The 12,198-nt window shown below is 41.0% G+C and carries 12 protein-coding genes; 1 reads left to right on the top strand and 11 read right to left on the bottom strand.

The window, feature by feature from the left end:
- Positions 1-78: 78 nt before the first annotated feature.
- The 8 genes from purN to AC04NP_RS02620 form a co-directional block, all read right to left on the bottom strand.
- Positions 79-663: a phosphoribosylglycinamide formyltransferase gene (gene purN, locus AC04NP_RS02655; RefSeq protein WP_482857802.1), complete on the bottom strand. Its 585-nt coding sequence runs from the start codon at positions 661-663 to the stop codon at positions 79-81.
- Between the two features lie 30 nt (positions 664-693).
- Positions 694-1,569 carry a geranylgeranylglycerol-phosphate geranylgeranyltransferase gene (locus AC04NP_RS02650; RefSeq protein ID WP_482857800.1) on the bottom strand — a complete coding sequence of 292 codons (876 nt, stop codon included), beginning with the start codon at positions 1,567-1,569 and terminating at the stop codon, positions 694-696.
- Between the two features lie 696 nt (positions 1,570-2,265).
- Positions 2,266-2,502: a CDGSH iron-sulfur domain-containing protein gene (locus AC04NP_RS02645; protein WP_482857799.1), complete on the bottom strand. Its 237-nt coding sequence runs from the start codon at positions 2,500-2,502 to the stop codon at positions 2,266-2,268.
- A gap of 73 nt (positions 2,503-2,575) precedes the next feature.
- A complete protein-coding gene (locus AC04NP_RS02640; RefSeq protein ID WP_482857797.1) occupies positions 2,576-3,364 on the bottom strand; it encodes a Rossmann-like and DUF2520 domain-containing protein in 789 nt (262 codons plus the stop codon).
- Positions 3,365-3,470: 106 nt separating this feature from the next.
- Positions 3,471-3,872, bottom strand: coding sequence for a sterol desaturase family protein (locus tag AC04NP_RS02635; RefSeq protein ID WP_482858289.1), 402 nt, complete (start codon positions 3,870-3,872; stop codon positions 3,471-3,473).
- Between the two features lie 57 nt (positions 3,873-3,929).
- Positions 3,930-4,775 carry a 4-hydroxy-3-methylbut-2-enyl diphosphate reductase gene (locus AC04NP_RS02630; protein ID WP_482857796.1) on the bottom strand — a complete coding sequence of 282 codons (846 nt, stop codon included), beginning with the start codon at positions 4,773-4,775 and terminating at the stop codon, positions 3,930-3,932.
- Positions 4,776-4,841: 66 nt separating this feature from the next.
- Positions 4,842-5,675: a phytoene/squalene synthase family protein gene (locus tag AC04NP_RS02625; RefSeq protein WP_482857795.1), complete on the bottom strand. Its 834-nt coding sequence runs from the start codon at positions 5,673-5,675 to the stop codon at positions 4,842-4,844.
- A gap of 34 nt (positions 5,676-5,709) precedes the next feature.
- Positions 5,710-7,194, bottom strand: a complete 1,485-nt coding sequence (locus tag AC04NP_RS02620; RefSeq protein ID WP_482857794.1) for a phytoene desaturase family protein — start codon at positions 7,192-7,194, stop codon at positions 5,710-5,712.
- Between the two features lie 256 nt (positions 7,195-7,450).
- Between AC04NP_RS02620 and AC04NP_RS02615 the strand changes: the two genes are divergently transcribed.
- Positions 7,451-7,756 carry a DUF4286 family protein gene (locus AC04NP_RS02615; RefSeq protein ID WP_482857793.1) on the top strand — a complete coding sequence of 102 codons (306 nt, stop codon included), beginning with the start codon at positions 7,451-7,453 and terminating at the stop codon, positions 7,754-7,756.
- A 203-nt stretch (positions 7,757-7,959) separates the two neighbouring features.
- On the opposite strand, the gene AC04NP_RS02610 is transcribed toward AC04NP_RS02615, so the two are convergent.
- The 3 genes from AC04NP_RS02610 to serS all read right to left on the bottom strand — a co-directional run bounded on the left by AC04NP_RS02610 (position 7,960) and on the right by serS (position 11,969).
- Positions 7,960-8,430 (bottom strand): GNAT family N-acetyltransferase, encoded by a 471-nt coding sequence (locus AC04NP_RS02610; RefSeq protein ID WP_482857792.1) that lies wholly within the window; start codon positions 8,428-8,430, stop codon positions 7,960-7,962.
- A 69-nt stretch (positions 8,431-8,499) separates the two neighbouring features.
- Positions 8,500-10,650 (bottom strand): prolyl oligopeptidase family serine peptidase, encoded by a 2,151-nt coding sequence (locus AC04NP_RS02605; protein WP_482857791.1) that lies wholly within the window; start codon positions 10,648-10,650, stop codon positions 8,500-8,502.
- 44 nt (positions 10,651-10,694) lie between these two features.
- A complete protein-coding gene (gene serS / locus AC04NP_RS02600; protein ID WP_482857790.1) occupies positions 10,695-11,969 on the bottom strand; it encodes a serine--tRNA ligase in 1,275 nt (424 codons plus the stop codon).
- Between the last annotated feature and the right edge of the window lie 229 nt (positions 11,970-12,198).

Here is a 12,198-nt window from a genome sequence, read left to right as displayed (position 1 = left end):
AAAATGCAAAACTATAAACTTTTATATTTTTTTTAATCATTTATTGTTCAATACATTACAAGGCCAATATACTTGTATTTATTGAAGGACGGATAAGGTTTTTTCGACTACCTGAGGATAAAATTTATGCTCCAGCTTTTGGATTCTCTCTGCCAGTGTTTCAGGCAAATCGGCAGGCTTTACTTCACATTTCTCCTGAAATATTATTTCACCTTCATCATAGTTCTCTGTAACATAGTGGATGGTGATCCCGCTTTCTTTTTCATTCGCCTCAATCACAGCCTTGTGCACATGCATACCATACATCCCTTTTCCGCCAAATTTAGGCAATAATGCAGGGTGGATGTTCACCATTTTTCCCTGATAATTCTCGATCAATTCGATGGGAATCTTCCACAAAAATCCGGCTAAAACAATGAAGCTGATGTGGTGCTCCTTCAGGGTGCTGAACACCCTGTCGGTTTCATAAAATTCATGGCGGTCAAAAGTTACAGTGGGAACACCATATTTTTCAGCGCGCCGAAGGGCAAACGCTTTCTTATTATTACTCAATAAAAGACAAATATTGATATTTTTATTACCTCTGAAATATTTAAAAAATGCTTCGGCATTGCTTCCGCTTCCGGATGCGAATATAGCGAGGTTTTGATTCGTAACTTTCAAATTATCAGGTTTTTGGAGCACAAATATAGTCTAAGATGAAAAAAAAGTCATGCTTAATATTCCGGACAACATTAATATCTTACAGTAAGTGCTCAGATACGAAAAATCCTTTTTGGTGTCTGCGGTAATCAGCCGGTAAATAAAATGGGACAACGGAATAATCAGTACAGCAAAAAAGATGGTTAATGTAGGGTTATCCAGCACAGACGCAAGATAAAATAAAAGCGCCGTAAAAACAGAGGATAGCAGATAAATAATCATTTTGGTTTTTCTAATTCCCCAAATCACCGGCAAGGTCCTGCAACCAAATACAGTATCTCCCTTCATATCCTCAATATCTTTGATGATTTCACGGATTAAAGTAATTGAAAATGCAAAAATTGCATATACCAACACAAGGAACATGTTCTTTTGATAGTAAATGGCTATCACCAACAGGGCTGCCCCGGTTAATAATGCTACAGCAACATTACCCACAAACGGAAGCCTCTTTAAATGATTGGAATACAGCCACAGCAATAATGCTGATAAAAAGTTAATCAGGGCTATTTTGAAAGACACCAAAAAGCCAATGCCAATACCTGCAAAATTAAGGATCGAATGGGCCGCCATGACTACCCTTCTTTTGAGCAATTTGTCAACAACCACCCTTTCGGGTTTATTGACAAAGTCTATCTTGACATCATAATAATCGTTAATAATATATCCGGCGGCTGCAATAAGTACTGTCGATATGGAGATAAGCAAAAGTTTATAGTCAGACAGCATGATCTTCCATTGGTTTTGGGTACCGACAAGAAAAATGGCGGTAAAATATTGGGTCAAAGCAATGATGATCAGGTTAGGAAACCGTGTTAATTTCAGGAAACCGGAAAATGAAAAATTTGCGGGTCGATTTTTTGCCACAGCCCCTGGATTTTTTGGTAAAGCTCACTGGCTACAAAAATCAATAAAAGAATCATCTATTAAAAACTTAACACATAATTCTTTCCGTTTTTAGTTATTATTCCAGGAGCTATATTAAAAGGAACATCTCTTTGTGTCTTTGTGCCTTGGTGGTTAACCACTGTTCACCACGGAGGCACAAAGACACAAAGAGACACAGCCGTTTGCGCTGAGGAGATGGGCATATAGGTGCTTGCGTTGTGCAACACTCACATCAGGGGAGAGGTGTCGGGTGTCAGGGGGGAGGTGTGGGGTTGTTGACAGGGGGGGATGTGGGTATTGCAGAATTTTTTTCGAAAATAAAAATTATGAAGCGAGTACGCGTTTGAGTGTAATTTGCTGAGGTTGAAAGCTTGGCAGATGAAACGGAAATGCGTGCTCATCGCTGAGAGAGCACGCGTTATTGCTCCGCTAAACGTGCGGCGGCTTCTTTTGTTGCTTTTGTTATATGATGCGCAACAGCCACGGACGCTGGCGGCAGGTTAAGAATTAAGTTATATAAAAGCCCCCACGATCTTTGCTAATCGCTACCCTAAGAAAATAACAAAAATGCAAAAACTCATATCTTTGCAACCAATCATAGTATGAGTAGGTATATTATTGATTATCAGCAATTTATTTTTTGTTATATGAAAGACATAAGGGACCTTTATGGGGTTATAAATCCTTGTGTGAGCCGTCACAAAATGGCTGATTTTCGGTGTGCTTGCAGGTGCACCAGGCCACTTTTTTTTGCGCTTCGATAGTAACACGAACAGGTGTGAATGAGGTACCGTTGTGAGAACCGTCGCAGTACGGTTGATTGGTACTTTTACCGCATGCACACCAAAAGTAAGTACCGGCATCCATTTCTGTAACAATAGGAGACTTTTGAGGAATTTCAGGTTTTTCCATGGTTTCAAAATTATATAGTTTAAAACATATATCAACGGGATATTGTTCTGTTTTTTATCAAATTGAAAAAAATTCATTCACTGGGATAGGTATCGAGAATGCTCTGGGTGATCAATTTATAAATATCCGCATAGGATTTATGGCTCTCCAAGGCCTTCAGGTGCTTGTCCAGCACCTCGAGATCACCACGCCGGGCCGGGCCGGTTTGGGCCTGCTGAGGTCCCAACGCCAATGATTTGTTGATCGTTTCAACAATAAGCGGCTTCAACATTTCAAAATCCAGATGGTTATTGTCCAGCATATCTTTGGCAATGGTAAAAAGGTGATTGGTAAAATTGCAGGCAAACACCGCTGCTATATGCAAGGCCTGCCGGGAATCTGAATTTATTTGATAGACGCTTTCGCTGATTTGGTCTGCCATGTTTTTTAGGGTCTTCCGGGTGTGGCGGTTTTCGGCTTCAATGAAAATAGGGATATCCTGGAAATGAACTTTTTTATCCTTGCTGAAAGTCTGCAGAGGATAAAAGACGCCAATATTCGGGGTGGAGGCGTAACCAAGTACCTCCATGGATTTACTGCCTGATGTATGTACAAGCACAGAGGCTTCAGGAACTACTATTTCCCGGGCAATTTCATCAATAGCATCATCAGATACGGCTACAATGAAAATTTGTGACGTGCTTTCTGAAAAATCCAGGTCTTTCTTTAGCTCGGCCTGGTATAGCCGCCCTATCAACTTTCTGGCATTTTTGGTATTCCTGCTATATACTTCCCTGACAAAGTAACCAATGTTATCCAATTCGGGCGCCAGGTGCCAGGCCACATTTCCGGAACCAATCAACGAAACCTGTAAAGTTGACATAAATGCCTGAACAACAATTTTAATTTATTCTTTTGCCTCCATGACGATTGATGTAATCATACCAATGGTTTCAGGCTATACCTGAAATTTAATCTCCGCCCTTCTCTTACTGCTTATCATATTTTTTCGGGGCATACAAAAAACCAAAGGCTTCACATCCTTCTTTGGTATGTTTTTCATGGTGGATATAATGGGCTCTCATGATCCTTTTCATATACCGGTTTTTTGCCTTGTAGGGGATCTTTATCCGGCGGTGAACAATGATGTCATGAAATATAAAGTAAAAAACACCGTAGCCAGTGATTCCGATACCTATGTACAATGCAAAATAAAATTGCTGGCTTACTGTTCCCAAAAGTATCAGTAAAATGGCCGGAATACTGAACACCACGGCGAATAAATCATTTTTTTCCAGGGCATGATTGTGCAAGGTATGATGAGAACGGTGCCAGCTCCACAGGAAGCCATGCATTACATATTTGTGGGTAAACCATGCTACACCTTCCATAAAAAAGAAGGTTCCTACCGCCAATAAAACATAAATTAAATTTTGCAAGCTTTTAACTTAATAAGTTAATAATTCATTTTTAACCTCCTCCATCAACCACATCGGTGTTGAAGTCGCACCGCAAATGCCTACCTTATCATTCTGTGAAAACCATGATTTATCAATTTCCTCAGACCGTGAAATAAAATAGGTATTGGGGTTTGTCTTCTTACATACATTGTATAGTACCTTTCCGTTGGAGGACTTTGTTCCTGACACAAAGATAATTTTATCAAACTTGTTGGCAAAATCCCTAAGTTCTTTATCACGATTAGACACCTGCCGGCAAATAGTGTCGTTGGCGGTAACTTCTATGCCCGCATCTTCGAGGGTTTTCTTGATCTCATAGAAATTATCTGTACTTTTGGTCGTTTGACTGTATAGTGTAATTCTTTTTGGCAAGCTTTCCAGGTCGAGCTCGTTGATATCCTGAAATACAACGGCTTTGTTACTGGTCTGGCCTAGCAGTCCAATTACCTCGGCATGTCCATGCTTTCCATAAATATAAATCAATTCTTCCTTATCATAGGAGTTTTTAATTCTGTTTTGCAGTTTAAGCACTACCGGGCATGAGGCATCTATCAGTTCCAGGTTATTATCAATAGCCAGTTGATAGGTGGAGGGGGGTTCACCATGGGCTCTGATCAACACTTTAGCGTCTCTGATTTTCTGAAGTTCTTCGTGATTGATGATCTTCAGTCCTTTCGCCTCAAGCCTTTTTACTTCCTCATCATTATGAACAATGTCACCCAAGCAGTACAGATTACCCTGCTCATCCAAAATTTCTTCAGCCATTTCGATGGCATATACTACCCCGAAGCAAAAGCCTGAATTTTCGTCTATACTTACCTTTAAATTATACATATTGATTTTTAAGTCTGGGTAATTTTTTTGATATCCTGTATTGTTAATGCATACAAAGGTGATTTATTATATATAATTGAATCTGTGCCTGAAATAGGTTTGAATTAAAAGGGCGATTTTTTTATTATCCGGAATTCTGACCCTTTCCTGCATAATTTTAGAGGCCGGGCAATCCCGGATCTTTTTGAATAATTTAAGATAATATATATAGGCCAGGTACACACCCATACTGGCCCCTTTAGGCAATCCCAATATACCGTCATAAGCTGCGTCAAAGTCTTTGGAAATATCCTCCTCTATGGCAACTTTGGCCGTTTTGTTAAAATGATTAAAATCGACATTAGGAAAATAGGTTCTGCCTCTTTCAACAAAGTCACTTTTCATGTCTCTCAGGAAATTCACTTTTTGAAATGCGGCCCCCAGCCTTCTGGCCGGCTCTTTTAGTTTCCGGTACAAGGCATCATCCCCTTCGCAGAAAACGCGTAAACACATTAATCCTACCACTTCTGCCGAACCATAAATGTATTCATCGTATTTGTTTTCATTGTAATTTTGAAAATACAAATCCATCTCCATGCTATGCAGGAAAGCATTGATTAAACCGGGTTCGATATTGTATTTTTTTACGGTAACCTGAAAAGCATGCAAAACGGGATTAAGGCTTATTCCGTTATCAATGGCCTTGTAGGTATCTTGCTTAAAATCTTCCAGCAACTGCCTTTTGTCATGCTCATGAAAGGTATCTACTATCTCATCGGCGTAACGTACAAAACCATAGATAGCATAGATAGGAAAATGGTACTTTTTATGGAGTGTCTTTATACCAAGCGTAAATGAGGTACTGTAATGCTGCGTAATTAGCTTGCTGCATTTGAAAGTGGTTTCGTCAAAAAGTTCCATCGTTTTTCGGGCTATGAATATAAAAATAATTAATTCATTGTTTAATACCGAATTCTTTCATTATTTCCCCTGCTACTACCTGACCGGAAATAATTGATGGGGGCACTCCGGGGCCCGGCACGGTCAATTGTCCGGTGTAAAAGAGGTTTTGTACTTTCTTGCTTTTTAATGAAGGTTTTAAAATAGCCGTTTGCCTTAATGTGTTAGCTAAACCGTATCCATTACCTTTAAAAGCATGATAGTCTTTAATGAAGTCGTTATGGGCAAAACTTTTTTTGTAAATAACAGCATTTCTGATGTTTTGTTTTGTTAATCTTTCCAACCTTTCCATGACCAGATTATAGTACTTTTCCCTTATAGATGGCGTATCTTCCAGGCCGGTTGCAACAGGAATTAAAATAAAAAGATTTTCGCAACCTTCAGGCGCCAGGCTGTCGTCTGTAACGCTAGGGGCGGATACGTAAAATAGTGGTTTTTCCGGCCATTTCCTGGTTTCATAAATCTCGACAGCATGCGGCCCAAAATCTTCATCGAAAAACAGGTTGTGGTGACGGAGATTTTGCAGACGTTTGTTAATACCAAGGTAATAGATGAGACATGAGGGCGCCATCACCCTACCCTCCCAGTATTTCTCATCATAGCTTCTGAAAGCAGCAGGTAACAACGCCGATTCGACATGGTGATAATCCGCCCCACCGACCACCACATCAGCGGCGAATTTTTGCCCGGCAGTAACCACACTTTCAGCGCTTTTTCCGTTCATCACAATTTCTTTTACCTCCTGATTATATTCAAAGATTACTCCTTTTGATTGTGCTAACCGAACCATTCCTTCAATGATTTTAAACATGCCTCCCATCGGGTACCAGGTTCCCAGTTTGATGTCTGCATAGTTCATCAGACTATACAAGGCCGGTGTGTTTTCGGGCAATGCCCCAAGGAATAAAACCGGAAATTCCATCAGTTCGATCAGCTTTTCATTTTTAAAAAACTTGCGAATATGTTTGTGAATGGAAACAAAGACGTCGCATTTTAAGAGGTCCAATAAAAGCTGTAAGCTGAGAAATTCAAATATGGACCGGCCGGGCTTATACACCAGCTTATTGATACCAACCTCGTACTTGTACTCTGCCTCTTTAAGAAATTGAATCAGCTTCTCGTAGCTACCGGTCTCGAGATTTTCAAACAATGCCCCCAGCTCGCCAAGGTCGGCAGGAATATCTACAAAATCATTTTCCCCAAAAATCACAGTATATGAGGGGTCCAGCCGGATTAAGTCATAATAGTCAGCGGTAGAGTGACCAAATCGCCGGAAATAGCTTTCAAATACGTCCGGCATCCAATACCAACTTGGCCCCATGTCAAATTTAAAACCCTCGGCCTGGAAACTTCTGGCCCTTCCTCCGGGACGATCATTCTTTTCAAGGACGGTCACTTCATATCCTTGATCAGCCAGAGTGGTAGCAGCGGCAATGCCTGCAAAACCGGCCCCTATGACAACAACTTTTTTATTTGGCATTGATTTATTTTGAATTTATGGTAACAACCTCTCATTTTTCAATGAAAGAAAATTTGTTGTAAGCCAAAAACAATGTCTTTCGCTAATATTCCCCAAAATTAACACCATATTACTCATTTTGATTGATGCAAGCGTAAACTTTCTATCAAAATTAGTCTAATATTCGGTATATGAAAGCACAATAAGTAGGTTGTTTCTGATATTGAGGATATTGTTCTAAATTGAGCTTTTATGAAAACAATAAGATGCTGAGATTATGATTTTATATAATGTAACGGTGAACGTTGAAGACGATGTGGTAGATGAATGGCTCGCATGGATGAAAGAAAAACATATCCCGGATGTATTGGCAACAGGGCAATTTGTCGATTATAAAATTTATCGCCTGATAGGTGAAATCCCCAATAATGGCACCACTTACTCCATTCAGTATTTTGCGCGTTCCATGAAGGAAATTGATAACTACCTTGCCAATTTTGCTACCAAATTAAGGGATGAGCATATGAAGAAGTTTAAGGATAAGCATGTGGCGTTCAGGACCGTCCTAGAATCCGTGAATTGAGTTTGGGTGTGAGTGTGGGTGTGGGGGGGAGGTATTTTGGTAAGTGGGGGTGGTTATTGGGGGGATGTGTTGTGGGGAGGGGATGTGTTTTTGGGCGGGTGTTTTGGGGAGGGGGGATGGAATGGTTGTGGGGAGGGGGATAGAGATGGAGTGAAGGTATGTTATGTGTAAGGGGGGTTGTATGCTGGGGTTGTAATGTTTGGTTATTTTGCTGTGTAATTCGACAACTGTTGGTGGGTGAGTCTGCAATTGATCCATTCTCCGTCGAAATGGGCATCGAGCTTTTTATAAAAATTGATGGCGGGTTCGTTCCAGTCCAGAACCTGCCAGTTAAGCTGGCGGCAGCCGGTCTCCAGGGCTACGAGTACGGTTGCATCAAATAGTTTTTTTCCAATACCCGACCCACGGTAGTTTTCATTGACCACCAGGTCTTCCAGGTAAAGACACTTCCCCTTCCAGGTAGAATAGCGGTAATAATAAAGGGATATTCCAATAATCTTGTTGCCAACCTCAGCCACATGAAATCCAAACACCGGCACAGGCCCAAAACCATCTTCTTCCATGCTCTCCAAAGAGTTATCCACTTCATGTGGCGCCTTTTCATACTCAGCCAGTTCTTTAATCAAATCAAAAACCTGCGGCAAATCTTCCTTAACTCCAGCCCTGATAATCATGGGTAATAAAAATTAAAATGATGATGAAAAGTAATCTTCACGCTTAACAGTCAATTGTTAACTTTCATTTTAATTTTTATTACCATTTTCATAAGGTTTGATGCCCATGTTGTACCAAGCGAAAGCATAGCGGTCGGAGATGGACTCAATGATTTTTGAGGTGGGGGTGCCTGCTCCATGACCGGCATCGGTTTCAATTCGTATTAAAACAGGGTTGTCTCCCACATGATTTTCCTGTAATGTAGCGGCATATTTAAATGAATGGGCAGGTACTACCCGGTCATCATGGTCAGCGGTCATCACCAGGGTAGCCGGATAGCCGGTACCTGATTTAATAGCATGAAGTGGTGAATACTTTAGCAGATATTCGAACATTTCTTTGGATTCATCGGCCGTGCCATAGTCATAAGCCCAGCCAGCACCCGCAGTAAACTTATGATACCTCAACATATCCAAAACCCCAACTGCAGGGAAAGCTACCTTAGCCAGGTCGGGCCGTTGCGTCATGGTAGCACCTACCAGCAATCCACCATTGGACCCTCCGGCAATGGCAAGATATTCGGATGAGGTATAGTTGTTCGCAATCAGGTATTCAGCCGCGGCTATAAAGTCATCAAACACGTTTTGTTTATTCATTTTTGTCCCGGCCAGGTGCCATTTTTTTCCGTATTCCCCACCACCCCGTAAGTTAGGTTGGGCGTAAATGCCACCATTTTCAAGCCATATCAACCTGGATATGCTGAAACTGGGAGTAAGACTGATATTAAATCCTCCATATCCGTACAGGTAAGTAGGATTTTTGCCATGCAATTCAATACCCTTTTTATGCACAATAAACATAGGCACCCTGGTACCATCTTCACTCTCATAAAAGACCTGTTTTGTCTCATAGTTACCGGGATCAAACTTGATTTCAGGTTTTTTATAAAGCTCAGATGTACCGCTATTGATATTGTACCTGAAAATGGACGAAGGGTAGGTAAATGAGGTAAAAGTATAATATAAATCCTGATCTTCCCTTCGGGCATTGAAACCGTAAGCACTGCCAATACCTGGCAATTCAATCTCCCTTTCCATCTCACCCTGCAGGTCATACTGCTTTACGCTTGTTTTAGCATCAATCATGTAAGAGGCAAATATCTTTCCCCCACCAGTTGCCGCGTTTAAAACATTTTCAGTTTCAGGGATGAGGTCTCTCCACTGGTCAGGCGAGGGGTTGGAAGCATTGGTCTCAACCACTTTCCGGTTAGGTGCATCAAGGTTGGTTTGGATAAATAATCTGGCCCCTTCGTTGCCAATAACTACATGATCATGATCAAAATTATCTACTACCTTGATAATTTCGCTGTTCGGCTCGGACAAATTCTTTAAATATAATTCATTTCCGGAGGTGCTTTGAGCCGCTTGAATGATCAGGTACTCTCCGTCTTCTGTTGTATAAGCGCCGATATAACGCCTTGGCTGCGTGTCACCACCAAAAATCAGGCGATCTTCAGATTGTGGTGTCCCCATTGCATGATAATACAATTTATGATGCTGGGTTTTTGCGGATAACTCACTGCCTTCTTCGGGTTTATCATAACTACTGTAGTAAAAACCATCGTTACCTACCCAGGCTACGCCGGTAAACTTCAGGTCGATAAGGGTATCACCCACCATTTCCATCGAACCGGTGTTCAATACAACTAACTTTCTCCAGTCTGAGCCTCCCTCAGAAAGTAAAACACTGACCATGGAGCCATCTTTTGTAAAAACAGTACCGGCCATAGCAATGGTACCATCTTCACTAAACTTATTAGGGTCGATGAAAACGGTTGCCTCTTCACCCAAATCTTTGGTTCTGTAGTAGACATTTTGATTTTGCAATCCGTCGTTTTTATAAAAATAATAATACGCACCATGTTTGGCTGGGGCATAAACTTTCTCGTAATTCCACAACTCCTCCAGTCTGGTTTTTATCTTGTCACGAAATGAGATGTTGTTCAGGTAGCCAAAGGTAACTTCATTCTGGGATTGCACCCAAGAAGCCGTGGCCTCCGATAGGTCATCTTCCAGCCAGCGGTATGGATCCTTGACCTGCACACCAAAATAGGTGTCAATAGTATCTACTTTTTTGGTCTCCGGATACACGGAAATTTTAGCAATATCTTCAGAAGGTTTCTTATCGGAACAGGCCTGAAACAGGCTTAGCAATAACAGAAAAATACATAACTTCCTCATCTCTTTTTTGGTTAGGCGATTGTCTGATTGATTTTGCGGGAAATTTACGAAATTATTTTGAACCCGGTATACTCCCAAAGAATTTTTGGAATTTCAATGCCTGCTTCTTTTTGGTTGTTTTCAAGGATAGCAGCCATAATCCTTGGCAAAGCCAACGCACTGCCATTTAAAGTATGAAGCAACACATTTTTTTTATCTTGGCTTTTATATCTGAGTTTCAGGCGATTGGCCTGGTAAGTTTCAAAATTGCTGACAGAGCTGACTTCAAGCCATTTTTCCTGGGCTGCAGAATATACTTCGAGATCGTAGGTCAGGGCGGCTGTAAAACCAAGATCACCGCCACACAGGTTGACAACGCGGTAAGGTAAATTCAGCTTTTTCAATAATCCTACTACATGTTGTAACATTTCTTCAAGCACCTCATATGATTTTTCCGGTGAGGCAATCTGTACAATCTCGACCTTATCGAATTGATGTAACCTGTTTAAACCCCTTACATGAGCTCCCCATGAGCCGGCCTCTCTTCTGAAACACGGGGTATAACCAACATGCTTTATCGGAAGGTCTGCTTCATTTAATACGATGTCCCTGTATAAGTTGGTAATAGGCACCTCAGCGGTGGGAATAAGATAATAATTCTCATTTTGAACATGATACATCTGCCCCTCCTTGTCAGGCAACTGGCCGGTGCCTAGTCCCGAGGCCTCATTGATAATGATCGGTGGCTGAATTTCCGTATAACCGGCATCGATGGCTTCGTCAAGAAAAAAATTCACCATAGCCCGCTGTAACCTGGCACCTTTTCCCTTGTAAACCGGAAAGCCCGCACCTGTCACCTTGTTGCCAAGATCAAAATCAATGATGTCGTAATCCTTGATCAAATCCCAATGCGGTTTTTTGTCACCGGAAAGGACGGGCTTTTCGCCATGTTGCTTAATTATCAGGTTATTTTCAGCGTCTTTTCCTTCGGGAACATTGGGGTTGGGGACATTGGGAATTTGATATAACAGTGTTCTCAGATCCTGTTCTATTTCAGTAAGAAGATGCTGTAATTCCCTTCCGGAAACCTTTAATGCTGCCGTTTTTCTTTTTATCTCCTCTGCCTCCTGATGCGCTCCCTCCCTGATCAGCTTACCGATTTGTTTGGATATACCGTTCGATTCAGCGAGGGTCTGATCTAATTTTGTTTTTGTTTCTTTTCTCTGTCGATTCAAACTCACAATCTTCTCTACCGCCTCCTCGGGTTTGTCAAAACCCCGCTTATGCAACCCCTGGATTACCCTTTGCTTGTTTTCAATGATGTCGGCAACTAATAACATTTTTTCTGGAATTTGCTTGCGCAAAGAAAATGATTTTAATCTTATGAATGAATTAATTTATTTTAATACTTGACAATTATTCACACTTAGTATATTATTGCATAATAAAGAGGCATACAATCATCACAAGTTTGTTTCTCTTCTATCAAATTCGACATATTCTATAATCATAATAGCATCTTTTTAAATCAAACCGATATCAGGAAGTTCCTGGGTATTTTTATCTACA

This window comes from Agaribacillus sp. DX54 (genome assembly GCF_056858335.1).
Note: the sequence above shows the minus strand (reverse complement) of the source record. Positions and strands in the feature narration are given on the sequence as shown.

Bases quoted from the DNA above. Each gene is read 5' to 3' on its own strand.
- AC04NP_RS02640 (WP_482857797.1), bottom strand. From the start codon at position 3,364: ATGTCAACTTTACAGGTTTCGTTGATTGGTTCCGGAAATGTGGCCTGG.
- AC04NP_RS02605 (WP_482857791.1), bottom strand. From the start codon at position 10,650: ATGAGGAAGTTATGTATTTTTCTGTTATTGCTAAGCCTGTTTCAGGCC.
- AC04NP_RS02610 (WP_482857792.1), bottom strand. From the start codon at position 8,430: ATGATTATCAGGGCTGGAGTTAAGGAAGATTTGCCGCAGGTTTTTGAT.
- AC04NP_RS02615 (WP_482857793.1), top strand. From the start codon at position 7,451: ATGATTTTATATAATGTAACGGTGAACGTTGAAGACGATGTGGTAGAT.
- AC04NP_RS02625 (WP_482857795.1), bottom strand. From the start codon at position 5,675: ATGGAACTTTTTGACGAAACCACTTTCAAATGCAGCAAGCTAATTACG.
- serS (WP_482857790.1), bottom strand. From the start codon at position 11,969: ATGTTATTAGTTGCCGACATCATTGAAAACAAGCAAAGGGTAATCCAG.
- AC04NP_RS02645 (WP_482857799.1), bottom strand. From the start codon at position 2,502: ATGGAAAAACCTGAAATTCCTCAAAAGTCTCCTATTGTTACAGAAATG.
- AC04NP_RS02635 (WP_482858289.1), bottom strand. From the start codon at position 3,872: ATGGAAGGTGTAGCATGGTTTACCCACAAATATGTAATGCATGGCTTC.
- AC04NP_RS02630 (WP_482857796.1), bottom strand. From the start codon at position 4,775: ATGTATAATTTAAAGGTAAGTATAGACGAAAATTCAGGCTTTTGCTTC.
- AC04NP_RS02620 (WP_482857794.1), bottom strand. From the start codon at position 7,194: ATGCCAAATAAAAAAGTTGTTGTCATAGGGGCCGGTTTTGCAGGCATT.